The 25,260-nt window shown below is 66.3% G+C and carries 20 protein-coding genes and 2 pseudogenes; 19 read left to right on the top strand and 3 right to left on the bottom strand.

Features of this window, described 5'->3' with window-relative positions; all coding sequences use genetic code 11:
- The first annotated feature begins 2 nt into the window (after positions 1-2).
- The 13 genes and pseudogenes from MVA47_RS15995 to MVA47_RS16055 all read left to right on the top strand — a co-directional run bounded on the left by MVA47_RS15995 (position 3) and on the right by MVA47_RS16055 (position 13,502).
- Complete coding sequence (locus MVA47_RS15995; protein ID WP_247208639.1) at positions 3-482, top strand: response regulator transcription factor; 480 nt, start codon at positions 3-5, stop codon at positions 480-482.
- A 194-nt stretch (positions 483-676) separates the two neighbouring features.
- A pseudogene (locus MVA47_RS16000) lies at positions 677-1,407 on the top strand (acyl-CoA thioesterase).
- Complete coding sequence (gene pdxT / locus MVA47_RS16005; RefSeq protein ID WP_247208640.1) at positions 1,404-2,021, top strand: pyridoxal 5'-phosphate synthase glutaminase subunit PdxT; 618 nt, start codon at positions 1,404-1,406, stop codon at positions 2,019-2,021. The pseudogene MVA47_RS16000 and the gene pdxT overlap by 4 nt, the downstream one beginning before the upstream one ends.
- An 88-nt stretch (positions 2,022-2,109) precedes the next feature.
- Complete coding sequence (locus MVA47_RS16010; RefSeq protein ID WP_023959531.1) at positions 2,110-2,865, top strand: YebC/PmpR family DNA-binding transcriptional regulator; 756 nt, start codon at positions 2,110-2,112, stop codon at positions 2,863-2,865.
- 109 nt (positions 2,866-2,974) lie between these two features.
- A complete protein-coding gene (ruvC, locus tag MVA47_RS16015; protein ID WP_030163235.1) occupies positions 2,975-3,544 on the top strand; it encodes a crossover junction endodeoxyribonuclease RuvC in 570 nt (189 codons plus the stop codon).
- Positions 3,541-4,137, top strand: coding sequence for a Holliday junction branch migration protein RuvA (ruvA, locus tag MVA47_RS16020; protein WP_247208641.1), 597 nt, complete (start codon positions 3,541-3,543; stop codon positions 4,135-4,137). The genes ruvC and ruvA overlap by 4 nt, the downstream gene beginning before the upstream one ends.
- The gene (gene ruvB, locus MVA47_RS16025) at positions 4,134-5,291 is read left to right on the top strand and encodes a Holliday junction branch migration DNA helicase RuvB (RefSeq protein ID WP_247208642.1); all 1,158 of its coding nucleotides are present in this window, start codon (positions 4,134-4,136) and stop codon (positions 5,289-5,291) included. Before ruvA ends, ruvB begins: the two co-directional genes overlap by 4 nt.
- Positions 5,292-5,411: 120 nt before the next feature.
- Entirely contained in the window at positions 5,412-5,825 is a 414-nt protein-coding gene (gene yajC, locus MVA47_RS16030) for a preprotein translocase subunit YajC (RefSeq protein WP_247208643.1), read from the top strand.
- 165 nt (positions 5,826-5,990) lie between these two features.
- Positions 5,991-7,514 carry a protein translocase subunit SecD gene (gene secD, locus MVA47_RS16035; RefSeq protein WP_211339056.1) on the top strand — a complete coding sequence of 508 codons (1,524 nt, stop codon included), beginning with the start codon at positions 5,991-5,993 and terminating at the stop codon, positions 7,512-7,514.
- Positions 7,507-8,694 carry a protein translocase subunit SecF gene (gene secF / locus MVA47_RS16040; protein ID WP_247208644.1) on the top strand — a complete coding sequence of 396 codons (1,188 nt, stop codon included), beginning with the start codon at positions 7,507-7,509 and terminating at the stop codon, positions 8,692-8,694. The genes secD and secF overlap by 8 nt, the downstream gene beginning before the upstream one ends.
- Before the next feature lie 11 nt (positions 8,695-8,705).
- Positions 8,706-10,412 (top strand): ABC transporter substrate-binding protein, encoded by a 1,707-nt coding sequence (locus MVA47_RS16045; RefSeq protein ID WP_247208645.1) that lies wholly within the window; start codon positions 8,706-8,708, stop codon positions 10,410-10,412.
- A gap of 81 nt (positions 10,413-10,493) precedes the next feature.
- A complete protein-coding gene (locus tag MVA47_RS16050) occupies positions 10,494-11,072 on the top strand; it encodes an adenine phosphoribosyltransferase (protein ID WP_247208646.1) in 579 nt (192 codons plus the stop codon).
- A gap of 66 nt (positions 11,073-11,138) precedes the next feature.
- Positions 11,139-13,502, top strand: coding sequence for a bifunctional (p)ppGpp synthetase/guanosine-3',5'-bis(diphosphate) 3'-pyrophosphohydrolase (locus MVA47_RS16055; protein ID WP_247208647.1), 2,364 nt, complete (start codon positions 11,139-11,141; stop codon positions 13,500-13,502).
- 43 nt (positions 13,503-13,545) lie between these two features.
- Here the strand turns inward: MVA47_RS16055 and MVA47_RS16060 are convergent, their stop codons facing one another.
- A complete protein-coding gene (locus MVA47_RS16060) occupies positions 13,546-14,496 on the bottom strand; it encodes a peptidylprolyl isomerase (protein WP_247208648.1) in 951 nt (316 codons plus the stop codon).
- A 200-nt stretch (positions 14,497-14,696) separates the two neighbouring features.
- Between MVA47_RS16060 and MVA47_RS16065 the strand changes: the two genes are divergently transcribed.
- The 3 genes from MVA47_RS16065 to MVA47_RS16075 are packed head-to-tail and all read left to right on the top strand — an operon-like array spanning position 14,697 to position 16,869.
- Positions 14,697-15,422, top strand: a complete 726-nt coding sequence (locus MVA47_RS16065) for an MBL fold metallo-hydrolase (protein ID WP_030163211.1) — start codon at positions 14,697-14,699, stop codon at positions 15,420-15,422.
- Positions 15,419-16,693, top strand: coding sequence for a histidine--tRNA ligase (gene hisS, locus MVA47_RS16070; protein ID WP_247208649.1), 1,275 nt, complete (start codon positions 15,419-15,421; stop codon positions 16,691-16,693). Before MVA47_RS16065 ends, hisS begins: the two co-directional genes overlap by 4 nt.
- Complete coding sequence (locus MVA47_RS16075) at positions 16,690-16,869, top strand: hypothetical protein (RefSeq protein WP_247208650.1); 180 nt, start codon at positions 16,690-16,692, stop codon at positions 16,867-16,869. The genes hisS and MVA47_RS16075 overlap by 4 nt, the downstream gene beginning before the upstream one ends.
- A 67-nt stretch (positions 16,870-16,936) precedes the next feature.
- Here the strand turns inward: MVA47_RS16075 and MVA47_RS16080 are convergent, their stop codons facing one another.
- A complete protein-coding gene (locus tag MVA47_RS16080) occupies positions 16,937-18,598 on the bottom strand; it encodes a DUF885 domain-containing protein (RefSeq protein ID WP_374474217.1) in 1,662 nt (553 codons plus the stop codon).
- Positions 18,568-19,428: a neutral zinc metallopeptidase gene (locus MVA47_RS16085; RefSeq protein ID WP_247208652.1), complete on the bottom strand. Its 861-nt coding sequence runs from the start codon at positions 19,426-19,428 to the stop codon at positions 18,568-18,570. The genes MVA47_RS16080 and MVA47_RS16085 overlap by 31 nt, the downstream gene beginning before the upstream one ends.
- 116 nt (positions 19,429-19,544) lie before the next feature.
- Between MVA47_RS16085 and aspS the strand changes: the two genes are divergently transcribed.
- The 3 genes and pseudogenes from aspS (at position 19,545) to MVA47_RS16100 (ending at position 25,184) form a co-directional block, all read left to right on the top strand.
- Positions 19,545-21,353, top strand: a complete 1,809-nt coding sequence (aspS, locus tag MVA47_RS16090; protein WP_247208653.1) for an aspartate--tRNA ligase — start codon at positions 19,545-19,547, stop codon at positions 21,351-21,353.
- A 13-nt stretch (positions 21,354-21,366) separates the two neighbouring features.
- On the top strand, positions 21,367-22,329 hold the full coding sequence (locus tag MVA47_RS16095) for a DUF389 domain-containing protein (RefSeq protein WP_247208654.1): 963 nt from the start codon (positions 21,367-21,369) through the stop codon (positions 22,327-22,329).
- A 96-nt stretch (positions 22,330-22,425) separates the two neighbouring features.
- Positions 22,426-25,184 (top strand): annotated as a pseudogene (locus MVA47_RS16100) (circularly permuted type 2 ATP-grasp protein).
- The last annotated feature ends 76 nt before the right edge of the window (positions 25,185-25,260 follow it).

The raw sequence follows: 25,260 nt of genomic DNA on the forward strand, positions 1-25,260 counted from the left end.
CGATGACCGTACTGCACAACACCTTTGGCGCTCCCAGTCGCACGCGGGTCGGTTACCGGCCGGCGACCCCGGTCCGGATGACCAGGGAGGAGGCGCTGGCTCGTCTCAAGCAGCGCACGATGCCTCTGCCCGGTCGCGCGGCGCCGCACTCGCAGCCCGGGGTCATCTGTGCGACTCCTGCGGTTCCCATGTCGGGTCACGGTCGCAGCGGGCGGCCAGAGGGGGCTGCCGACACCGGCGCAACCACCGTTTACCGCGCGCCCAAACTGTCGCAGCGCGAGATCGAGGTACTGCGTGCGTGGCTGAACCTCGATTCCAAGTCGGCGGTTGCCCAATCGCTGTTCATCTCACTGGGCACCGTCAACACCCATCTCGCCCGGATCCGGGTCAAATACAACGAAGTCGGTCGGCCTGCCCCGACCAAAGCCGCACTCGTGGCCCGCGCGATCCAAGACGGGATCGTGTCGATCGACGACCTCTGACCGCCGGCGGGGAGCCGTGACGGGCCTGCGCCCCCGGTGAGCCATAATCGTCGTCGGAAAGGTGGTGCCACCTCATGGCGACGATCGAAGAGATTCTGCAGCTCGAAACGATAGAAAAAGACATCTATCGTGGGCTCGCCCACCCGAGCCACCTGCAGCGCACCTTCGGTGGGCAGGTCGCCGGGCAGGCCCTGGTGTCGGCGACGAAGACGGTCGACGCTCGGTTTGTGGTCCATTCGTTGCACGGCTACTTCCTGCGCGGAGGCAACCCCGAGGAGCCGACCGTTTATCTGGTCGACCGCATCCGCGACGGCCGTTCGTTCTGCACCCGTCGGGTGACAGCGGTGCAGGACGGGATGGCGATCTTCACGATGTCCGCGTCATTTCATGTTCAGGACCAGGGATTCGAGCATCAGGACAAGATGCCTTCTGTGCCTGATCCGGAAGATCTGGTCGACGTCCTCACCGCCCAGGACCGCAAGGCGATGTCACCTTTTCGCGAGTGGGAGAACTTCGACGTCCGGATCGTCCCGGACGACCAGCTCGTCCGTAGCCGCGATCTGGCCGCTCAGCAACGTGTCTGGTTCCGGTACCGCCATCAGCTCCCCGATGAGCCCGTGTTCCACATCTGCACACTCGCCTACATGAGCGACATGACGTTGCTGGGTTCGGCGAAGGTGGCTCACCCCGACGAGGACGCCCAGTCCGCCTCGCTCGATCACGCGATGTGGTTCCTACGGCCGTTCCGCGCCGACGAGTGGCTCTTGTACGACCAGACATCGCCGTCGGCGGGGGTGGCCGGGCCCTCACCCAGGGCCGGATCTATGACCGCAACGGGGTGATGGTGGCGGCGGTGACCCAGGAAGGTCTCGCGCGGACCGGACGAAAGTTGCCTGCGGACCAGCACGCGAAGAGGGAGAGTTGAGCACGCCGGTGCGGATCGGCATCCTCGCGCTGCAAGGCGATGTCCGCGAACACCACGCCGCCCTCGCCGAGATCGGCGCCGAACCCGTGTCGATCCGCCGGGCCTCCGAACTCGACTCCATCGACGGGATCATCATCCCGGGCGGTGAATCCACGACGATGAGCCGGCTGCTCGTGGTGCTGGGGCTGCTCGAACCGCTCCGCGAGGCTCTCGCCGATGGGTTGCCCGCCTACGGATCGTGTGCGGGGATGATCATGCTCGCGCGCGACATCCTGGACACAAGACCGGACGCACAGCATCTCGACGCCCTCGACATCACAGTGCGGCGCAACGCATTCGGTCGCCAGGTCGCGTCGTTCGAGACCGACCTCGACATCGACGGGATCGATGGCGGACCGATGCGCGCTGTCTTCATCAGGGCTCCCTGGGTCGAGTCTGCCGGCGAATCGGTCCAGATTCTGGGCACGGTTCCCGATGGCCCGGCCGCGGGCCGTGTCGTCGCGGTCCGGCAGGGCGATGTGCTCGCGACGTCCTTTCATCCAGAGGTCACCGGGGACCGGCGGGTCCACGAGTACTTCGTCGGGATGGTCAGGGCGGCGCAAGCAAAGCAGTGAGCCTCGTCGCCGCACCGCCGGTGGCGAGTAGGATCGGTCCGCAGTTCTCGACGCCACACACCCGAGCAGTACGAAAGGGGCTTGCTGAATGAGCGGCCACTCAAAATGGGCCACCACCAAGCACAAGAAGGCGGTGGTCGATGCCAAGCGCGGCAAGATGTTTGCCAAGCTGGTCAAGAATATCGAGGTCGCCGCGCGCACGGGTGGCGGAGATCCGAGTGGTAACCCCACGTTGTACGACGCCATTCAGAAGGCCAAGAAGTCGTCGGTACCCAACGACAACATCGAGCGCGCCCGCAAACGTGGTGGCGGCGAAGAAGCCGGCGGCGCCGATTGGCAGAACATCACCTACGAGGGATACGGCCCCAACGGCGTCGCGATCCTGATCGAGTGCCTCACCGACAACCGGAACCGCGCCGCCACCGAGGTGCGCACCGCCATGACCCGCAACGGCGGCAACATGGCCGATCCCGGCTCGGTCTCGTACCTGTTCGCGCGCAAGGGTGTGGTCACCCTGGAGAAGAACGGCCAGAGCGAGGACGACATCTTGATGGCGGTCCTCGAAGCGGGCGCAGAAGAGGTGACCGACCTGGGCGACACCTTCGAGATCGTGAGTGAACCCACAGATCTGGTCGCGGTCCGGACGGCACTGCAGGATGCGGGCATCGACTACGAATCCGCCGAGGCCAGCTTCCGAGCGTCGGTGGAGGTACCGGTCGACGCCGATGGCGCCCGCAAGGTGTTCAAGCTGATCGACGCACTCGAGGATTCCGACGACGTGCAAGAGGTCTACTCCAACGTCGACATCAGCGATGAGGTGCTCGCCGAGCTCGAATCGGAGTGACATCACCGGTGGCGCGTGTTGATGCCTGAGACCGTCGTGACCGCCGGTTACGATATCGAACAACTGTTCGTGCCGAGCAGATTCGAGTCGTAGCCGAAAGCGGGTTTGCATGCGGGTGATGGGTGTGGACCCCGGGCTGACCAGGTGCGGAATCGCGCTCATCCAGTCGGGCACGGGCCGCTCGGTGACCGCGCTCGATGTCGACGTCATCCGTACCCCACCCGACATGGCACTGGAGAATCGCTTGCTCGCCATTCACACCGCTGCCGAGCACTGGCTCGACACCCACCGGCCCGATGTCGTGGCGATCGAGCGTGTGTTCGCCCAGCACCAGGTCAGCACCGCGATGGGCACCGCTCAGGCCGGTGGCGTGATCGCCCTGGCCGCGGCCCAGCGCGGGGTACCCGTTCGATTTCACACACCGAGCGAGGTGAAGGCCGCGGTGACGGGAAGTGGACGGGCCGACAAGGCCCAGGTGACGGCGATGGTCACCCGCATCCTCGGCATGCAGCAGGCACCGCGGCCCGCCGATGCCGCGGACGCACTCGCCCTTGCGATCTGCCACTGCTGGCGTGGGCCGATCCAGGAACGGATGGAGCAGGCCCAGGCGGTCGCGCTGGCGCAGCAGAAGGCGTATCGCGATCGGGTCGCCCTGGCCAAGAAGGCGGCGGGACGGTGATCGCGTCGGTACGTGGACCGGTGGTCGACGTGGCGCTCGATCACGTCGTCATCGACTGCGCAGGCGTCGGATATCAGGTTCTCGTCACCCCCAGCACAGCCGGTTCGGTCCGGCGTGGCTCGGAGGCGACGCTGCTCACCACCATGATCGTGCGCGAGGACTCGATGACCCTGTACGGGTTCACCGAGCCCGATGCCCGTTCGCTGTTCACGCTTCTGCAGACCGTGACCGGCGTCGGACCACGTCTGGCGATGGCCACACTGGCTGTGCTCGAGCCCGACGCCCTGCGTGAGGCTCTGGCAGGCGGCGACACCAAGGCATTGATCACCGTTCCCGGCATCGGGAAGCGTGTCGCCGAGCGATTGGTGGTCGAACTGCGGGACAAAGTCGACCGACCGCACACAACAGGGGGCGACGCGTCGAGCCTGCCGAGTTCGTCGGTGCGCGACCAGGTCGCCGAAGCGCTTGTGGGCCTTGGCTTTGCGGCTCCCGTCGCCGAGAAGGCGGTGATCGCAGTCCTGGCGGATCAGCCGAACGCCGACTCCGCGACAGTCCTGCGTGCCTCGCTTGCGTCGTTGGGTAAGACCCGATGACTCACGACGACATCGACGACTTCGACGGCATCGGCGAATCGGGTTACCCGATCACCGACCCGGAACCGGTCAACCGAACCGTCAACGCCGGCCGGATCACGGCAGACGGCGACCTCGACAACAGCCTTCGTCCCAAGTCGCTCGGCGACTTCATCGGTCAGCCGAGGGTGTGCGAACAGCTGGAGCTGGTGCTGCAGGCGGCGCGCGGCCGTGGTGGCACCCCCGACCACATTCTGCTGTCGGGTCCACCGGGCCTGGGCAAGACCTCGTTGGCAATGATCATCGCGGGGGAGATGGGTGCCGCCCTGCGGGTCACGTCCGGCCCCGCGCTCGAGCGGGCCGGGGACCTCGCCGCGATGCTGTCGAACCTGGTCGAAGGAGACGTTCTCTTCATCGACGAGATCCACCGCATCGCTCGGCCCGCCGAGGAGATGCTGTATCTCGCGATGGAGGATTTCCGCGTCGACGTGGTGGTGGGCAAGGGGCCGGGTGCCACGTCCATCCCGCTGGACGTCGCACCGTTCACCTTGGTCGGCGCCACCACGCGTTCGGGCGCTCTGACGGGCCCACTGCGGGACAGATTCGGTTTCACCGCACACATGGAGTTCTACGAGGAAAGTGAACTCGAGCGTGTCCTGAGCCGGTCGGCGGGCATCCTGGGGATCACGATGGAGCCGGACGCCGGTGCCGAGATCGCATCCCGCTCCCGCGGTACCCCCCGGATCGCCAACCGTCTCCTGCGGCGGGTGCGCGACTACGCGGAAGTAAGGGCGGACGGCGTCGTCGACCTCGCGGTGGCCCGGGCTGCCCTGACCGTCTACGACGTCGACGAACTCGGGTTCGATCGGCTCGACCGGGCTGTTCTCGGTGCTCTGGTCCGTGGCTTCGGCGGCGGACCGGTAGGAGTGTCCACCTTGGCCGTCGCGGTCGGGGAGGAGCCGGCCACGGTGGAAGAGGTGTGCGAACCATTTCTCGTGCGTGCCGGGATGATCGCCCGCACCCCGCGGGGAAGGGTCGCGACCGCCGCTGCGTGGCACCACCTCGGTCTCACGCCGCCTGCCGGCGCCCTGAACGGTTCGTTCGGTGTGCGCGTGCGCGAGGACGGGTCCGCCATGATGTCGCTGTTCGGTGACGACGACCCGGCCGCGATCTGACATTTCTCAGCCGGAGCTCAGCGGCGAATTCGGGTCCGGCACGCCCGGGATGGCACACTGGGTGTGATGGCGAGCGCTGCTCGTGTGCACGAATGACAATCAAGGACTGAACACACCACCATGGAATTGATATTTCCTATCCTGCTGGTCTTCTTGGTCGGCTTCATGATCCTGTCCGTTCGTCGCCAGAAGAAGGCGATGTCCGCGGCTCAGGAGATGCAAGACTCGCTCCAGATCGGCGCACGTATCCAGACCACCTCGGGCGTCTACGGCACTGTTGCCGGGCTGGCCGACGGAACCGTTGACCTCGAGACCGCCGATGGCGTTGTCACTCGCTGGAACCGGCTGGCGATCCGTGAGGTCGTCCATGCCGACGACCTCGCCGACAGCTACCCCGGCGTCGGGCTGATCGACAACACCGAATCCGACGACGACGACTTCGGCTTTGCCGACCACGGCACCGCGGACAGTTATGCCGATCACGACGACTCGATCACTCTCGAGAAGTCTCGCGGAGACCAAGACAAGTCATAGAGCTCTCCCGGCCGAGGGGGCGTCACACGGACGTGCGCGACATCGTCGATGTCGGAGCACGTACCGTGACGGACGCCCCTGCGGTCTGCACGGGGTTCGTAGGACAACTGAGGAGACGTAGGCAGCGTGGCATCGTCGTCAAACCGTGAAGTACCTCCGTCACGGATGTTGATCGTCTTTTTCCTGTTGATGATCGTGGTGTACGGGCTGGTGTTCTTCACCGGCAGCAGAGAAGCGACCCCGAAACTCGGTATCGACCTCCAGGGCGGGACGCGGGTCACCCTCACCGCACGTACCCCTGACGGCAGCGCACCGAGCCGGGACCAGCTCGACAAGGCCAAACAGATCATCGAGCAGCGGGTCAACGGCCTCGGCGTCTCCGGGTCCGAGGTGATCATCGACGGTGACAACCTGGTGATCACAGTTCCCGGTGACGACGGCAAACAGGCCCGCACCCTCGGGCAAACCGCGTTGCTCTATGTGCGCCCCGTCGCCGATGTCCAGGCGGCCACCCCCCAGCCCAACGCTCCGCCCGCTCCCGAGGGACAGACGTCCGAACAGGCGATCGCAGAGGCCAAGGCACTGCGGCAGGCGCCCAAGGACGCGAACACGGATGCCCTCAGAGCACAGATGGCAAAGATGAACTGCGATCCCTCAGCGCCGGATCCGTTGCAGGGCAACGACGATCCCGAGCAGTTCCTGGTGACCTGCTCCGAGGACGGCACCCAGGTGTATCTGCTCGAACCGCAGATCATCAAGGGCAGCGACATCGACAAGGCCGAGGCCGGGACCACCCAGGGTGCAGGCGCATGGATCGTGCGGTTGGACTACAAGGGTGGCGCCCGCGACTTCTGGTCGAGCTACACCGCCCAGAACATCGGCAAGGCAACAGCTTTCACCCTGGACTCCAAGGTGGTCAGCGCCCCGCAGATCAACGGCGCCATCAACGGCACCACCGAGGTGAGTGGCGACTTCACCCAGACCGAGGCCAAAGATCTTGCCAACGTCCTCAAGTACGGGTCGTTGCCCCTGTCGTTCAAGGCATCTGACGCCCAGACGGTGTCCGCGACCCTCGGCTGGTCGTCGCTCAAGGCCGGTCTGATCGCAGGCCTGATCGGTCTGATCGCGGTTTTCATCTACGCCTTGGCGTACTACCGGATGCTCGGGATCCTGACGGTTCTGTCGCTGACCCTGTCGGGGATCATGGTCTACGGGATCATGGTCCTGCTCGGCAGGTACATCAACTTCACCCTCGATCTCGCCGGCATCGCCGGTCTGATCATCGGTATCGGCATGACCGCGGACTCCTTTGTCGTCTACTTCGAGCGCATCAAGGACGAGATGCGTGAAGGCCGGAGCTTCCGCTCGGCTGTTCCACGCGGCTGGGCGCGAGCCAAGCGCACCATTTGGTCGGGCAACGCGGTCAGCCTGATCTCGGCCGGTGTGCTGTACTTCCTCGCCGTCGGTGACGTGAAGGGATTCGCGTTCACCTTGGGATTGACGACCATCCTGGACGTCGCGGTGGTCTTCCTCGTGACCTATCCGTTGGTGGTCTACGCATCCCGGTCGAACTTCCTGTCCAAGCCGAGCGTGAACGGTCTCGGCGGGGTCACCCAGGTGGCGAAGGAGCGGCGCCAGGCGGCAGCCGAGCGTCCCACCACGACTTCGGGAGGAGTGCGCAATGGCTGACACCGACCGCCGGGCACCCACCAGCGACGCCGACTTCACCGCCGCGACCAACCGGTCGCTGCTGTCCCGCCTCTACACGGGTACCGGTGCCTTCGAGATCGTCGGCCGCCGGCGCATGTGGTTCATGATCACCACCGCGCTTGTGCTCATCTCGCTCGCGAGTATCGGGATCCGCGGATTCACGCTCGGGATCGAGTTCGAGGGCGGAACGCAGATTTCGTTCCCCAAGACCGGTGAGGTGTCGACGAGCGAGGTCGAGTCGACCTACTCCGAGGCCATGGGCGAGGATCCGCAATCGGTCCAGACCGCGGGGTCGGGGGCAAGTCAGACCGTGCAGATCCGGACCGAGACCCTCGACGCACAGCAGCTGATCAAGGTCACCGATGCGTTGTCGGACGAGTTCGGGCTCGCGCCCAACGACGTGAGTTCGTCCGACGTCAGCTCCACCTGGGGCGGGGAGATCACCGAGAAGGCACTGATCGCGCTGGCGGTGTTCCTGGTGCTGGTCACGATCTACATCGCCATCCGTTTCGACAAGGAGATGGCGGTGGCAGCGATCGCTGCGCTGTTCTTCGACATCGCCACCACGGCGGGCATCTACTCCCTTGTCGGCTTCGAGGTGACACCGGCGACGGTGATCGGTTTCCTGGCGATCCTGGGCTTCTCTCTCTACGACACCGTAGTGGTCTTCGACAAGGTGGAAGAGAACGTCCGCGGGGTGCTGCACACCACCCGGCGCACCTATGCCGAGCAGGCCAATCTCGCGGTGAACCAGACCCTGATGCGATCGATCAACACCACGGTCATCTCGGTACTCCCGGTGCTGTCCCTGATGGTCATCGCGGTGTGGGTGTTGGGAGTGGGCACCCTCAAGGACCTCGGACTGGTCCAGATGGTCGGTGTCGTCACCGGCACGTTCTCGTCGATCTTCTTGGCGACCCCGCTGCTCGCCACGCTCAAAGAACGGCGTAAGGACATCGGCTCCCACACCCGGAAGGTGCTGGCCCGTCGGAGCGAGCGTGAGGGTCGATCGGTGCCGGCAACCGATGACGTCGCACCCGCAGTCGGTAGCACCACCACGTTGACCAAGACCGCCCCCGCGCCGGTTCGAGCGCAGCGGTCGGGAAGCGCCCCACATGCAGGGGCGCGTCCGTCGGGTAAGCGGCGCCGCAAACGCTAACCTGTGCGGTGATGAGAACCCGCGCACTGCTTGCCGCATCGCTGGCGATGGTGTGTGGGACGGCAGTGGTCGCGGGTTGCTCAGAAGACACCGAACTCTCGGTGAACTACCTGATCGACGGTGCGGTCACCACATACAACACCGAGACGTTGAACGGTGGCATCGGCGGCGGACAGATGGCTCTGGCGCGGGTGTTGCCCGGATTCAGCTACCTCGGGCCCGATGGACGCGTCATCGCGGACACCGACATCGGAACCGCGACGCCACAGCCGGTTGATCCTTCTCGTCTGACGGTGAACTACCAGATCAATCCCCGGGCCGTGTATTCCGACGGGGTACCGCTGACCTGCGATGCGATGACGTTGGCGTGGGCTGCCCACAGCGGGCGTTTCTCCGGATTCGAACCCGTCACCACCGCGGGCTATCGCGACATCGAACGCGTCGAGTGCGCCCCCGGCGCCAAGACGGCGACCGTGACGTTCCGGCCAGGCCGCGCCTATCGCGACTGGAAGGGACTGTTCGGGGCGGGAACGCTGATCCCTCCTCAGGTGGTCGCCCGGGCGTCGGGTGTGCCGGACGTCGTCGGGCCCATCAGCCGAGGCGACCGCCGCGTCCTGGGACAGATGGCCCGGATCTGGAACACGGGTCTGTCGATGACACCCGGCGAGTTCGAACCCGCAGACTTCCCTGCACTGGGCCCCTATCGGGTGCAGGACTACACCCGAGGCGGCGGACTGGTGCTGTCGGCCAACGACCGATGGTGGGGCCAACCCGCCGGTGAACAACAGCTGACCCTGTGGCCGCGGTCCACTGCGATGAGTGACGATTTCGCAGACGGAAAAGGTGACTCGAAGGTCGACGTGCTCGACATCGGGGCCGGAACCTACAGCGCCGTGGACCCGGCGCCGCGCCGACAGTCCAGCACCACCGCGGCACCACCCGCTGGACCGATGCCACCGGCCTCGCTGGGGGTCGAGCGGATCGTCATGGCCGGTCGCGGTGTGTTCGCCACCTCGGCAGCGCGCCGCGCGTTCGCCGCGTGCGTGCCCCGTGACGGTCTCGCCCGTGAGTTCGGCCGCGGGGCACCCATCGCCAACAACCATCTGCTCGGGCCCGGTGACCTGCTCACCGGTGCACTCGACGCCGAGTTCGGTCGCGACTATCTGCGGGCCGACCCCGAGCGTGCCGCACGGGAAGCCCGCGAGTCAGGGGCAGGCGCTCCCATGACCGTCCGCATCGGATATCTCGGACCGGATATGCGCAGGGGTCAGATGGTGGCCGCCATCACGGCCAGCTGCCAGCGTGCCGGCATCACGGTGGTCGACGCCGCCTCCGAGACCATCGGTCCGGCGAGTCTCGGCGCCGACGTGGATGCCTTGGTCACCGCTTCCGGCAACGGATTCGCCGCAACGGGCGCAGCCGATCCCATCCGGGATTCCTACGCCTTCCATCGAAGCGATCCGAGCAACATCGGGAAGTACTCGAACGCGAGGGTCTCGGCGCTGATCGACCAGCTCGCGGTGACAGTTCGGCCCGCGGGTCAGCTCCCTCTCCTTCGCGAGATCGAGTTGTTGCTGTGGCAGGACATGCCGGCTCTCCCGTTGTTCGTCGAGCCGCGAACGCGGCTTTCGGGAGACAATGTGGACAACGTGGTGCCCGGGAACGCTCGCGTCGGTACGGGATGGAACATTGATCGCTGGATGCTGTCGGACACCTGACCCGCGTTCTACAGACCACGCAGGCCCACCGAGGCGCACGACGTCGACCGGTGGTAATCGAACAGATGAGGACTTGAGAAGATGGACAGCCCCACCCAGGCCGGCCGCGAGGCACACACCGCTCGCGAGGCCTCGTCGGCAATCGAGCGGCTCACTCGCAAGGTGGCCGATTTTCCGTCGCCGGGAGTCCAGTTCAAAGATCTGTCACCCGTGCTGGCCGATCCGGCCGGGCTTCGTGCGGTGATCGCCGCACTCGCGGACTGCGACGCCGGTCGGATCGATTTGGTGGCGGGAATCGACGCGCGGGGATTTCTGTTGGGTTCAGGTGTGGCGCTAGAGCTCGGCACCGGGGTGCTGGCGGTCCGCAAGGCCGGCAAGCTGCCCCCGCCGGTGCTGATGCAGGAGTACACCCTCGAGTACGGATCCGCCTGCCTGGAGATCCCGGCCGACGGCCTCGACCTCACGGGGATGCGGGTACTGATCGTCGACGACGTGCTCGCGACCGGAGGAACGGTCATCGCCGCGATCAAGCTGCTGCGCCAAGCCGGGGCGATACCGGTCGCGGTGGCCGTGGTGATGGAACTCGGCGCGCTCGGTGGACGGGCGGCAATCGGCGAGGCGGTCGGTGACATCGGGCTGTCTGCCCTGGCTCCGGGCTGAGGTCTAGGGTTGATGGACATGATCTGACTGGTAATTTTCGATCCTTCACGTCACAGGAGGTGACCGATGGCCGAAGAGACGCCTGGTGCTCTGACGCAGGCCCCGACCGGCGACAGCGTCGCCCCCGAGGCACCGCCGGCTGCGGACGTCGCCCCGGTCAAAGGGTCGAACGGTGCTGTCTCGACATCGGCCTCCCGCCGTGTCAGGGCTCGCCTGGCCCGACGGATGACCGCGACCAAGAGTTCGATCCGGCCGGTGCTCGAGCCCCTTGTCGCCCTTCACCGCGATGGCTACCCGAAAGCCGACGTCACCGTTCTCCAGCGCGCCTATGACACCGCGGAGGCCAAGCACAGCGGGCAGTTCCGCAAGTCCGGCGACCCGTACATCACGCACCCGCTCGCGGTGGCCACCATCCTCGCCGACCTCGGAATGGACACCACCACACTGGTGGCGGCGCTGCTGCACGACACCGTCGAGGACACGGGGTACTCCCTGGAACAGCTGTCCGAGGACTTCGGGCAAGAGGTCGCCCACCTCGTCGACGGTGTGACCAAGCTCGACAAGGTCGCTCTCGGCAACGCGGCCGAGGCCGAGACCATCCGCAAGATGATCATCGCGATGGCCCGCGATCCGCGGGTCCTGGTGATCAAGGTCGCCGACCGCCTGCACAACATGCGCACCATGCGCTTCCTGCCACCGGAGAAGCAGGCGCGCAAAGCCCGCGAGACCCTGGAAGTCATTGCGCCACTAGCTCATCGACTGGGCATGGCGACCGTCAAGTGGGAACTCGAAGACCTCGCCTTCGCCATCCTGCACCCAAAGCGTTACGAGGAGATCGTCCGTCTCGTCGCCGACCGGGCCCCCTCCAGAGACACCTATCTGGCCAGGGTTCGTGCCGACATCATCAACGCGCTCACCGGATCTCGCATCACGGCGACCGTCGAGGGCCGGCCCAAGCACTACTGGTCGATCTATCAGAAGATGATCGTCAAGGGACGCGAGTTCGACGACATCCACGACCTCGTGGGTATGCGCATCCTGTGCGACGACCTACGGGACTGCTATGCCGCTGTGGGCGTGGTGCATTCACTCTGGCAACCGATGGCCGGCCGCTTCAAGGACTACATCGCCCAGCCTCGATTCGGGGTCTACCAGTCGCTGCACACCACCGTCATCGGTCCCGAGGGCAAGCCCCTCGAGGTCCAGATCCGCACCCGCGACATGCACCGCACGGCGGAGTTCGGGATCGCGGCCCACTGGCGATACAAGGAGACGAAGGGCAAGCACAGTTCCGACTCCGCCGAGATCGACGACATGGCGTGGATGCGGCAGTTGCTTGATTGGCAGAGAGAGGCTGCCGATCCCGGCGAGTTCCTCGAATCGCTGCGGTACGACCTCGCGGTCAAGGAGATCTTCGTCTTCACACCCAAGGGCGACGTGATCACCCTCCCCACCGGATCGACACCGGTGGACTTCGCCTACGCGGTCCACACCGAGGTCGGCCACCGCTGTATCGGGGCGCGGGTCAACGGTCGACTCGTCGCGCTCGAACGCACCCTCGAGAACGGGGAAGTCGTAGAGGTCTTCACCTCGAAAGCTGCCACCGCGGGGCCATCGCGGGACTGGCAGTCGTTTGTGGTCAGTCCGCGCGCCAAGGCGAAGATCCGGCAGTGGTTCGCGAAGGAACGCCGAGAGGAAGCTCTCGAGTCCGGCAAGGATGCCATCGCCAAAGAGGTTCGGCGAGGTGGACTTCCGATTCAGCGGCTGCTGAACAGCGATTCCATGGGCGCGATTGCCCATGAGCTGCGTTTCACGGACGTGTCGGCGCTCTATGCCGCTGTCGGTGAGGGGCATGTCTCCGCGCGCCACGTGGTCAGTCGTCTGGTGGCCCAGCTCGGTGGACTCGAAGACGCCGAGGAAGAGCTCGCCGAACGGTCCACCCCGTCGACGATGCCGTCCCCGGCCCGCCAGACGGGCGATGCCGGTGTGGTGGTCCCCGGCGCGGACGGCGTCCTGGCCAAACTCGCGAAGTGCTGCACTCCCGTTCCGGGCGACGAGATCATGGGATTCGTGACCCGCGGTGGGGGAGTGAGCGTGCATCGCACCGATTGCACCAACGCCGGAGCACTGCGCGAGCAGTCCGAACGGATCATCGAGGTCAAATGGGCGCCGTCGCCGTCGTCGGTATTCCTCGTCGCCATCCAGGTCGAGGCCCTCGACCGGTCGCGTCTGCTGTCGGACGTCACCCGCGTCCTCGCAGACGAGCGGGTGAACATCTTGTCGGCGTCGGTGACCACATCACGTGATCGCGTGGCCATCAGCAAGTTCACCTTCGAGATGGGTGACCCGAAGCATCTCGGCCACGTCCTCAACGTGGTCCGCAATGTCGAAGGCGTCTACGACGTCTACCGGGTCACCTCGGCCGCGTAGTCGACCCTGGTCGCTCACCGGGTCGAGACGGCCGAGGTGGCTCTCAGCTTCCGATCGTGGCGGTGGTGATGTCCACCGGGAGAACAGGTTTGCCATCTGACGGGTTCTCGTCGAGCGACCCGGTGGACTGGTTCGGACGCAAGCCGGGCACGATGCCGCCGGCGAGCACTTTGTCCAGCACCTGCAGGCCGGGCTCCTCGACCTTGCCGATCACCGTGTAATCGGCAGGCAGTACGCCGTCCTGGATCACCATGAAGAACTGACTTCCGCCGGTTCCCGCGCCCGTTTCCTGGTTGGTGCCGCTGTTGGCCACCGCGATGGTGCCGCGGGGATACGTCACCGGTTGCGCTCCGGTGGTCGGGTCGGCCTCGCCGGCCGGCGCGAAGCCCGTCGGTAATTCGTCAGGACTCTGCCAGCCGGGCCCACCGCGACCGGTGGCGGTGGGGTCTCCGCACTGGAGCACCTTGAGTTGATCGCTGGTGAGCCGGTGGCAGGAGGTGTTGTCGAAGTAGTTCTCTTTGATGAGGCTCTCGAACGCGCCGACGTTGCAGGGGGCGTCCTTTCGGTTCAGCTGAACCGGGATTGCGCCCTGGCTGGTGTCGAAGACGACGTCGACCGTGCCCTCTTTGAGTTGCTTGTCGCCGGGCATGGGCGCTTTACGCTGTTTGGCGGCACCGGCTTTGAGCTCACCGAGGAACTGCTGGAACTTGGGCTGCTGGTCAGCCGGGACCTCTGCCGGCACGGTGTCCGGCAGGCCTTCGAACGGGTCGGCGGTGTCCTCGACGTAGTTGCACGCGGTCCAGCGGGCCTTCTCGTTGTCGTCGGCGACCTTTTTCACGATGAGCGTGGTCGCCACCGCGGCGACGGCGACGACCAGCACCACGGACGTCGAGATGATGATGATCTTGCGCTTGCGCGCGGCCTGCTGCTGCCGCTCCAACCGCCGCTCCAGCTTGCGTTTCGCCGCCTGCCGTCGTTGCTCGTTGCTCGACACCGCAGAGATCCTCCGTATAAATCGTCCGTCTCGCTGCACCCCGGGCGCGGGGCATCCGGTGCGAGTCTGCCAGCAAATGCTGAGAGCACGTTATATGGGTGCGGCGTTGGCGCGCCGACTTCGGCACGTGGCCGGGGCGATCATGTTTTGCCGTGCTGGGATGATGAAGGAACACCTTCCCCGACCCAGGAGTGCAGACCATGCTGATCACGGGCTTCCCCGCGGGCATGTTCGCCACCAACTGCTATGTGGTGGCGCCCGCCCCCGGTAGCGAGGCGATCATCATCGACCCAGGTCAGGACTCCGCTCCAGGAGTGCGCAAACTGCTGGCCGAGCATTCACTGACCCCGGTGGCAGTGCTGCTGACCCATGGGCACCTCGATCACACCTGGAACGCCACCGAATTGTGCGACGAATACGCCATTCCGGCATTCATCCATCCGGCTGACAGGCACATGCTCGCCGACCCGGCGGCCGGAATCGGACGGGCACTCGGAGCGATGATCGGCGACACCGTCTTCCGGGAGCCGGAGAAGGTGATCGATCTCGCCGATCGCGAAGATCTGGACGTCGCGGGGTTGTCGTTCTCGGTGGACCTCGCGCCGGGTCACACGCAGGGTTCGGTGCTGTTCGGTATCGACGTGGACACCCCGGAGGGGACTGTTCCGGTCTGCTTCGCGGGCGACGTGCTCTTTGCCGGTTCCATCGGCCGCACGGACCTGCCGGGCGGAGACCACCAACAACTGCTCGATTCCATCGCCGACCGGATGCTGGGGTTGCCGGACGAGACGTTGGTCCTGCCAGGGCACGGCGAGCAGACGACCATCGGTCGCGAACGTGCCGGCAACCCATTTTTGGCCGATCTGTCCCACCCCGGGCAGGATGGACCGGCCACCAACCGATCGAAGGGACGTCACGGACTGTGAATGCCGGATTCCAGGCGCCGCGGGGCGTACCAGACTACGTTCCGCCGTCATCGGCCCAGTTCGTCGCCGTCCGTGACGCATTGACCAGGGCGGCGCGACTGGCCGGATACTCACACATCGAGCTGCCGATCTTCGAGGACACCGCGTTGTTCGCCCGGGGCGTCGGAGAATCCACCGACGTGGTCTCGAAAGAGATGTACACGTTCGCCGATCGTGGTGACCGGTCGGTGACGTTGCGTCCGGAAGGAACCGCGGGCGTGATGCGGGCGGTGATCCAGCACGGCCTCGATCGGGGTCAACTCCCGGTGAAGCTGTCCTACGCAGGGCCGTTCTTCCGTTATGAGAAGCCTCAGACGGGCCGGTACCGCCAGTTGCAGCAGGTGGGTGTCGAGGCGATCGGGATAGACGACCCGGCGCTCGACGCGGAGGTCATCGCGATCGCAGACGAGGGCTTCCGCGCCCTGGGGTTGAGCGGCTTTCGCCTCGAGATCACCTCGCTCGGTGATGACACCTGCCGGCCTCAGTATCGGGAAGCCTTGCAGCAGTTCCTCTTCGGACTCGATCTGGACGAAGAGACGCGGCGCCGAGCGGAGATCAACCCGTTGCGGGTGCTCGACGACAAGAGGCCGCACATCCGTGAGGCGACGGCCGGTGCCCCTCTGATGATCGACTACCTGTCGGACTCGGCCCGGGAACACTTCGATGCGGTGATCGGACACCTGGACCGCCTCGGCGTGGCATATGAGAAGAACCCGAGGCTGGTCCGCGGCCTGGACTACTACACGAAGACCACCTTCGAGTTCGTTCACGACGGGCTCGGTGCGCAGTCGGGCATCGGTGGCGGCGGTCGCTACGACGGCTTGATGAAGCAGTTGGGCGGCAAGCAGGAGCTGTCCGGTATCGGTTATGGGCTCGGCGTGGACCGTACCGTTCTGGCGTTGGAGGCCGAAGGGATCGCCGCGGCAACGGACGCACGGTGCGAGGTGTTCGGGGTGCCACTCGGTGACGCCGCCAAAGATGCCCTCGTCGAGGTTGCCGGTCGGCTCCGGGCGGCCGGGGTCAGGGTCGACATCGCCTACGGCGGTCGCGGACTCAAGGGAGCGATGAAGGCGGCGGACCGATCGGGCGCGCGATTCGCACTGGTTCTCGGCGAGAACGAACTGGCTTCCGGCGAGGTCGAGCTCAAGGACCTGAGCAACGGGAATCAGCAGCGCTTGGGGCTGGATGATGTTGTCCAGCAACTGACTTCGCAGCTGGCCGCAGGCCGATGAGCCGTCGGGCCCGGCTCTGGTGCGCGGCCGGGCTGACCGCACTGGTCATGACCGGGTCGGTCGCCTGCACCTTCACGGTGAGCGGAGACCCCGAACCGGCACCGTTCACCGGACGCACATGGGGGAGCCAGGCCCACACCCCGAGTCTGCCGGTCGCCGAGAACCCGCCCGAGTAACCCGCCGAACGGGCATTCCGAGCGGCGGAAGGTCGCGGTCGGTGGCGGCCGGCGCCGCGATCGGTGGTCAGGTCAGTTCGGACCGCAGCACATCCAGACTGACCCCGCCGAGCGCCAGCGCCTTGCGGTGGAAGTCCTTGAGTGAGCCGCCGGGGTTGAGGTGCAAGTAGTTGTCGCGGGCCTGCTGCCACACCCGTTGTCCGAGCGCGTACGACGGCGCCTGGCCGGGCCAGCCGAGGTAACGGTCCAATTCGAACCGGAGGACGGTGCGGTCCATCGCGACGGCCGAGGTGAGGAACGTCCACGCCTTGTCGGCATCCCATGTCCCTCCACCCACCGACTCCGGCGCGGTGAGACCGCAGTGCACCCCGATGTCCACGACAACCCGGGCGGCGCGCAGTCGCTGCGAGTCGAGCATCCCCATCCGGTCACCCGGATCCTCGAGCCAGCCGAGTTCCCCCATCAGTCGTTCTGCGTAGAGGGCCCAGCCCTCTCCATGACCGGAGGTGAACGAGGCCAGTTTGCGCCACCGGTTGAGGTCGGGACTGACCATCGCCGAACCGAGCTGCAGGTGATGTCCTGGAACGCCCTCGTGGAAGACGGTGGTGGTCTCCTGCCACGTGTGAAAGACCTTCTGCTGGGGTGGAACCGACCACCACATGCGCCCCGGCCTGCTGAGGTCTTCGCTCGGTGTCGTGTAGTAGATGATCCCGGTGGCCGCCGGTGCCAGGCGACATTCCAGTGCGGTGAGATCGGCAGGGATGTCGAAGTGTTCGCGTCCCACTTCGGCGGTGGCCCGGTCCGACAACTCCTGCATCCAGGCGACGAACGCATCCCGATCGGTCATCTGGTATCTCGGATCGGCATTGAGGGCCTCGAGTGCGCCGTTCACCCCAGCTCCCGGCGCGATCACCTCGGCCAGCGTCTGTTGTTCGGCAACAATGGAATCGAGCAGGTCCACGCCCCACGCGTACGCGTCGTCGACGTCGATGTCGGCACCGACGAACTCCGCTGAATGCAGGCGGTAGCGATCGCGTCCCACGCCATCGGCGTCGGTGGTGTGGGGCAGCACGTCGTCGCGTAGGACGGCCGCCAGCCGCGTCATCGCTGCACCCACTCGTCCGCGCAGGTCGTCGAGCAGATCGACGCGGTCCGTGGACTCGATCGCCGTCGCATTGCTGAATATCGACGAGGTGGCGGTATCGGCTTGAGCCGCAACCAAATCGACCTGGCGTCTGGTCAGGGCGGGTCCGGACGAGAGGCGGGCCCGGATCCCTTCGATGATGGTCTCCACGCAGCTCGGGACCTGATCCAGCCGGGCCAAGAACACGTCCTGGTCGGCGGGCGAGTCGGTGGACATCAGGTCGAACACGTCGCGGACCGCCTGCAACGGCGATTCGATGACGTTCACCTCACCCGTCCGTAATCCGGCGTCATCGACGGCCAGCGACCGGCTCAACTGGTCGGTCATGGTTGCCACGGTCACCCGGTCGACATCGTCGGCGAGTGCCTCGGCCGCGAGTGCCGCGATGGTGTCCCGCCTGGCGATGGCCCGCTCGTCCTCACCGGCAGGCGAGAAGTCGGTGAGCCGGTGATCGTGGCCGACAACACCGAGATGCGTGGCCTCGATGGGATTGAGTGCGCACGACCGTTCCAGGAATCCCTCCGCGATCCGGTCGATCCCGGTGGCCTCCCGGGTCACAGGCGGCCCGCCGCGAAGGTGTCGCATGCCGCTGCATCGCCGCGGTCATATCCCACGTTGAACCATCGCACCCGCTGGTCCGATGAACCGTGTGTCCACCCTTCCGGATTGGAACTGTCGCCCGAGATGGCGTCGTCTCCGATTGCCTTCGCGGTCTGGATCACATCGGAGATCTGCTGCTGGGTGAGCGGCGCCAGCATCGCGTCCGGACCCTTGTCTGCGTTGAACGCCCACACGCCGGCCAGGCAATCGGCCTGCAGCTCGATCCGCACCGATCCCGACGTCGGGCCGGCGGCACCCATGCGCTGACCCTTCTCCAGAGCCCCGGTGAGGTACTCGATGTGGTGGCCGTACTCATGGGCGACCACGTATTCCTGTGCCAGCGGGCCGTCGCTACCACCGAGCTGATCGCTCAGTACGTCAAAGAAGGTCGGGTCGAAATAGGCGGTCTGATCACCGGGGCAGTAGAACGGTCCGACGTCGGAGGTGGCCGGCCCGCAGGCGGTGTCGACGCTGCCGGAGAAGATCTTCGTCTGCGGCGGTTCGTATCCCGGCATGATGTTGCTCCACACGCGGTCGAGACTGTTGGTGGTCGCAACGATTCGGCACACGGTGTCGACGTTGGCCTTCTCGATGGTGCAGCTCTGGATGTGCTCGTCGATCGCCGACTGCTGCGAGGACGTACTCGAACCGGTGTCGTCGCCACCGAGGCCGATCGCGTTCGGATCGATCCCGAGCAGAGCGGCCACGACGATGACGATCAGTCCCGCGCCGCCTCCGAGGGCGAGTCGGCCACGACCTCCGCCGCCGCCGGAGACGTTGCCTGTGTCGAGTGGGCCGCCACCTTGGAAAGTCATTCGCCAAGCATGGCACGAGCAGGTGCGTTCTCTCTCGAATGCGGCGCCCGTAGGATGTTGCACGATACAAAACCCTTCAGCCACCGAAGTGTTTGACCGCAATCGAGAGGAACACTGTGCTCCGCACCCATTTCGCCGGATCGTTACGGGCCGAGAACGCCGGACAGACCGTGACGCTGACCGGCTGGGTGGCGCGACGCCGCGACCATGGCGGGGTCATCTTCATCGATCTGCGCGACAGCTCCGGGCTCGCACAGGTGGTTTTCCGTGACGAGGCGGTGGCCACGCCGGCGCACCGGCTCCGCGCAGAGTATTGCGTGCAGGTCACCGGACTCGTCGAGCAGCGGCCCGAGGGCAGTGAGAACCCGAACCTGGAGTCGGGCGCGATCGAGATCAATGCCACCGAACTCGTTGTGCTCAACGAATCTGCGCCACTGCCGTTCCAACTCGACGAGAGCCCCGGCGAGGAAGCGCGTCTGAAGTACAGGTATCTCGATCTCCGCCGCGAAGGCCCGGGCGCGGCCCTGCGGCTCCGTTCGAAGGTGAACAACGCCGCGCGCACGGTCCTGCTCGATCAGGACTTCGTGGAGATCGAGACCCCGACGTTGACCCGATCCACACCCGAAGGCGCCCGCGACTTCCTGGTGCCGGCACGGTTGCAGCCCGGCACCTTCTATGCGCTGCCGCAGAGTCCCCAGCTCTTCAAGCAGCTGCTGATGGTCGCCGGGATGGAGCGGTACTTCCAGATCGCCCGCTGCTACCGCGACGAGGATTTCCGCGCCGACCGCCAGCCCGAGTTCACCCAGCTCGACGTCGAGATGAGCTTCGTCGAGCAGGACGATGTGATCGCCGTGGCAGAACAGATCCTCGTCGCGCTGTGGAAGCTGATCGGCTATGACCTCCCGACGCCGATCCCGCGGATCACCTACGCCGAGGCGATGCGCCGGTTCGGCAGCGACAAACCGGACCTGCGATTCGGACTCGAGCTGGTGGAGTGCACCGACTACTTCAAGGACACTCCGTTCCGGGTGTTCCAGGCTCCCTACGTGGGTGCGGTCGTCATGCCGGGCGGCGCAAGCCAGCCACGGCGACAGCTCGACGCCTGGCAGGAGTGGGCGAAGCAGCGCGGCGCCAAAGGGTTGGCGTATGTGCTTGTCCAAGAAGACGGTTCGCTCGGTGGGCCGGTGGCCAAGAACTTGTCCGAGGACGAGCGGGCCGGTCTGGTCGCCCACGTCGGCGCGACCCCGGGCGACTGTGTGTTCTTCGCCGCCGGGCCCGCCAAGGCACAGCGCGCACTGCTCGGTGCAGCGCGCGGCGAGATCGCCCAACGTCTCGGCCTGATCAAGGACGGCGACTGGGCGTTCATGTGGGTGGTGGACGCGCCACTGTTCGAGCCGGCCGACGATGCCACCGCCAGCGGTGACGTGGCCGTCGGCTCGGGCGCATGGACCGCTGTGCACCACGCCTTCACCTCTCCGAAGCCCGAATCGCTCGGGGTGCTCGAATCCGACCCCGGATCCGCGTTGGCCTACGCCTACGACATCGTCTGCAACGGCAACGAGATCGGTGGTGGATCGATACGTATCCACCGGCGCGAGGTCCAGGAACTCGTCTTCCAGATCATGGGCATCGGTGCCGAGGAAGCGCAGGAGAAGTTCGGATTCCTGCTGGACGCCTTCGCATACGGAGCCCCGCCCCATGGCGGCATCGCTTTCGGATGGGACCGGATCACGGCACTGCTCGCCGGGCAACCGTCGATCCGCGACGTCATCGCGTTCCCGAAGTCCGGGGGTGGGATCGATCCGCTCACCGACGCGCCCGCCGCGATCACGCCTGCCCAACGCAAGGAGTCGGGAATCGACGCGAAACCTCCGGCGCCCAAGGACAAACAGGCCGTGAAGTCACCGACACCCGCCGAGTCCTGAACGTAGCCGGCCTGTGCTCCACATCCGGATCATCAGCCCGCACGAGCGGTCTGATGCCGTGGTGGAGACCTTGCGCGACTACGTCGGGGTCGCTCACGTGGTCCGGATTCCCGGGGTCGCAGTGGAGCCGGCCGGAGACCTGATCGAAGCCGACGTCACCCGTGAGGCCGCGAACGAACTGCTCAAAGAGCTCAGGGCACTGGAGCTTCGGACCGAAGGTGCCATCACCGTCGAACTGCTCGACATGGTGCTGTCCGAGGCCGCCGATCGGGCTGAGCACGACGCCCCGGGAGATCCCGAGGACGCGGTGGTGTGGGACGAACTACTCGAGCGCACGAACGAGGATTCGACGCTGAGCGGTACGTTCCTGGCTTTCCTGTGCCTGGCCTGTCTGCTCGCGGCCGTCGGGGTGGTGACCGATTCCCCCGTCACGGTTGTCGGTGGGATGGTCGTCGGGCCCGAGTTCGGTCCACTCGGCGGCATCGCCGTGGCGATCGTGCGCCGCCGATACGCCCTGGCCCGGCGATCCGTGGTGGCCTTGGCGGTGGGTTTTCCGCTCGCCATGGTGGTGACCGGGCTCGGTGCCCTGGCCGCCCAGAGCCTCGGCTGGATGACGATGCGCGACGTGACCACAGCCGACCAGCTCGACTTCATCTATCAGGTCGGACCGTTCTCGCTGGTGGTCGCACTGCTCGCCGGCGCCGCAGGCATGTTGTCACTGGTGTCCTCGAAGTCCGCGGCGCTGGTCGGCGTCTTCATCTCGGTCACGACGGTGCCCGCTGCCGGGTATGCGGTGGTCGCCGCCACCTTGGGGCAGTGGCGGGTCGCCGCCGAATCCACCGCGCAGCTGGTGATCAACCTGATCGGGATCGTGGTTGCCGGAGTCGCGGTGCTCCTCATCCATCGGGCCCACAGCCGACGGCGCGGAAAGTCGGCCCTCGTGCGCAAGTCCGCGCGTAGCGGTGACACGCAGTAGCGGGGCCACTCGTCGCCCACGATCGCGGGCCACGGCGGCGACCGGCCCGGGCGTACCGATGATCTCCGACCTGGGGCGCACACGTACAGTTCTGCGGTGACATCGCCCAAGGTCGAACCCACCGGAGTCCTGGACCGATATCGGTCTGACCGGTTCGGATTGTTCGATCTCGCCCGGATCCCCGGGGCTTCGGCCCCAGGCCCGTACGACGAACTGCTCGATGCCTCGGGGGCCGTGCGTAGGCAGTGGGAACCGCTCGTCGACGGTTATTCGCGTCTTGGCCGGTCGGGACTGCACCGGGCCGAACGGCGCGTACGCACACTGGTCGACGACGACGGCATCACGTACAACGCCCCGGACGGTGATTCCACCCGGCGGCGGCGCTGGGAGCTGGATTGTGTGCCGCTGCTCATCGACGGCGCGCAGTGGGCCGAACTCGACCGAAAGATCGCCCAGCGCTCCAGGGTTCTCGACGCCCTGCTCGCCGACATCTATTCGGGCCAACGGGTGATCACGGACGGGATCGTGCCACCGGAAATGGTCTATGGACACCCGGGGTACATCCGCAAGGCTGCGGGATTCCCTCAGGCTGGGCCGCACTCATTGTTCCTGCACGCCTGCGACGTCGGGCGGGGCCCGGGTGGGGTGCACACCGTGTATGCCGACCGCTCCGGTGCCCCCTCTGGCGTCGGATACGCCCTCGCCGATCGACGACTGATGTCGCGGGCATTCCCGCGGTTGTTCCAGCGATGTGTACCCCGGCCGCTGACAGCGTTCTCGGCGACCCTTCGCCTGTCGCTGTTCGAGTACGCGCCGCAGGGGACCGAGGACCCGACGGTGGCGGTGCTGACACCGGGCTCGTTGTCCGAGACCGCATTCGACCAGGCCTACCTGGCTTCCGCACTGGGCTTCCCGCTTGTGGAAGCAGCCGACCTCGTCGTTCGCGGCGGCAGTGTGTACATGCGTTCGCTGGGCAAGTTCAAACGGCTCGACGTGATCCTCCGGCGCGTCGACGCGGCCTATTGCGATCCGCTCGATCTGCGCACCGATTCGCGGCTGGGGGTTCCCGGGCTCGTGGAGGCCGTGTCGCGCGGGACGGTCTCGGTGGTCAACCACCTGGGCGCGGGGGTCCTCGAGAACCCGGCGTTGCACACCGTGTTGCACGCTGTCAGCCGACACCTGCTCGACGAGGACCTGCTTCTCGATTCTGTCGAGACATATTGGGCGGGAACAGATCTCGACCGGTCCAAGATGGTCGCCGACGTGGCCTACCTGCAGATCTCCAATTTCCGCACCGGAGAAGAGATCTCGGGGCCAGGTCTGACCTCCGCAGCGCGCGATGAATTGGTCGCCCGGATCGAGGCCGAGCCCTGGCCGTGGGCGGGGCGTCGGCTCGAGGACTATTCGGTGGCCCCGTCAGCCACCCCGGCCGCTGTGCAATCCGGCTCCGGCGGGGCGGGACTGCGTCCGGCGCCGGTGGGCCTTCGTGTGTTCAGCGTTGCCCAGGGTGCGGGTTATGCCGTGATGCCGGGCGGCCTGGGCCACGTGCTCGCCGATGGAACTGCCGGAGCCTCCTGGGATTCGGTTGCCGGAAAAGACGTCTGGGTCACCACCACCGAGCCGGCCGGGCCCACGGCCCGTGTCCCCGAGTCGCCGGACCACCACGACCGAGTGGCAACCGTCATGACGGCGGACGGAGACCAGGTGGACCGCCGATCTGCTCGCGCCCACCGACCGGTGACCGACAGTGCCGTCGTGAGCTCTCCGAGGGTGCTGTCGGATCTGTTCTGGTTCGGCCGATACGGAGAACGAGCAGAACTGACCACCCGAATGGTCAAGGTGGCCAGGGAACGTTACGAGGACTATCGCTACCGGCCGTGGATGTCGGGGACGGCGTCTATCCCGTTGTTCCTGTCCGCGATCGCAGCGGCCACCGGCAGCGAGGCCGCCCTCGAGGACACCGAGGGTATCGCCGACTTCGACAGCAGCCGACCGCCCGAGCCCGATGAGGTGATGGCGGCCACGGCGCGCATGCACTCGATGACCAGCTCGCGCAGGGCATCGGGTTCGGTGGCTTTTGCCGTCGAACGCCTGCAGCAACTCCGCGCGCGGTGCGGGATCAGATGTCCACCAGCACATGGATGGTGCTCGGTGCGATCGACAGAGCGATCGCAGAATTGGGCAGTCCGCCGGCCATCTTGTCCGGTTCGGGCGCGGAGACGAACGAGGAACTGGACGTCGACGGGTCCGAGCTCGGCCGTGCGCACGAGGAAATCCTGCACGGGCTCCTGGCGCTGGCCGGGCTGCAGGCCGAATCGATGGTCCATGACGCGGGCTGGCTGTTCATGGACATCGGGCGGCGCATCGAACGAGCTCAGATGCTGGCCGCGCTCACGTCCGCTGTTCTGGTCCAGCAGCACGACGCCGACACCGAGCAGGGTCTGCTCGAGGCATACCTCGTTGCCAACGAGTCCGCGATCATCTATCGCCGCCGCAACCGCGGCATCGTCAGGCTGGGCCCGGTCGCGGGTCTGCTGCTCTTCGACGAGGGCAACCCCAGGGCGATGATCTACCAATTGGACACTCTGCGTGCCGATCTGACGGCGCTGCCCACCGACGTACGGTCCGCCGCTGCCGAGCGGCTGGTCGAAGACCTCGTCACCGAATTGCGCAGAGTCGACCCCGCGGATCTCGCCGCGATCGGTGCCGGTGGTCGTCGAGTCGAACTCGCCGAACTGATGAGCACTCTCGGCGCCGGATTGCGTGAGATATCCGACGTCCTCGGCCGGACCCGCTTCGCCTACCCGGTCGAGATGCAGCCGCTCTGGGGCGCCGGATCGGAGGACCAACTGTGAACCGGGAGGGCGAGTTCGAGCCACCAGCGCCGGCGGGGGAGAGCTCCGCGAGCGCCTCGCCGAGTCGGCGGTACGC

It is taken from the genome of Williamsia sp. DF01-3 (assembly GCF_023051145.1).
In the GTDB taxonomy this organism is placed as follows: Bacteria; Actinomycetota; Actinomycetes; order Mycobacteriales; family Mycobacteriaceae; genus Williamsia.

What these genes read in the sequence shown, in the direction of transcription:
- MVA47_RS15995 (WP_247208639.1), top strand. Translation starts at nt 3, where the DNA reads ATGACCGTACTGCACAACACCTTTGGCGCTCCCAGTCGCACGCGGGTC.
- MVA47_RS16010 (WP_023959531.1), top strand. Translation starts at nt 2,110, where the DNA reads ATGAGCGGCCACTCAAAATGGGCCACCACCAAGCACAAGAAGGCGGTG.
- ruvC (WP_030163235.1), top strand. Translation starts at nt 2,975, where the DNA reads ATGCGGGTGATGGGTGTGGACCCCGGGCTGACCAGGTGCGGAATCGCG.
- ruvB (WP_247208642.1), top strand. Translation starts at nt 4,134, where the DNA reads ATGACTCACGACGACATCGACGACTTCGACGGCATCGGCGAATCGGGT.
- yajC (WP_247208643.1), top strand. Translation starts at nt 5,412, where the DNA reads ATGGAATTGATATTTCCTATCCTGCTGGTCTTCTTGGTCGGCTTCATG.
- secD (WP_211339056.1), top strand. Translation starts at nt 5,991, where the DNA reads ATGTTGATCGTCTTTTTCCTGTTGATGATCGTGGTGTACGGGCTGGTG.
- secF (WP_247208644.1), top strand. Translation starts at nt 7,507, where the DNA reads ATGGCTGACACCGACCGCCGGGCACCCACCAGCGACGCCGACTTCACC.
- MVA47_RS16045 (WP_247208645.1), top strand. Translation starts at nt 8,706, where the DNA reads ATGAGAACCCGCGCACTGCTTGCCGCATCGCTGGCGATGGTGTGTGGG.
- MVA47_RS16050 (WP_247208646.1), top strand. Translation starts at nt 10,494, where the DNA reads ATGGACAGCCCCACCCAGGCCGGCCGCGAGGCACACACCGCTCGCGAG.
- MVA47_RS16055 (WP_247208647.1), top strand. Translation starts at nt 11,139, where the DNA reads ATGGCCGAAGAGACGCCTGGTGCTCTGACGCAGGCCCCGACCGGCGAC.
- MVA47_RS16065 (WP_030163211.1), top strand. Translation starts at nt 14,697, where the DNA reads ATGCTGATCACGGGCTTCCCCGCGGGCATGTTCGCCACCAACTGCTAT.
- MVA47_RS16075 (WP_247208650.1), top strand. Translation starts at nt 16,690, where the DNA reads ATGAGCCGTCGGGCCCGGCTCTGGTGCGCGGCCGGGCTGACCGCACTG.
- MVA47_RS16080 (WP_374474217.1), bottom strand. Translation starts at nt 18,598, where the DNA reads ATGCGACACCTTCGCGGCGGGCCGCCTGTGACCCGGGAGGCCACCGGG.
- MVA47_RS16085 (WP_247208652.1), bottom strand. Translation starts at nt 19,428, where the DNA reads ATGACTTTCCAAGGTGGCGGCCCACTCGACACAGGCAACGTCTCCGGC.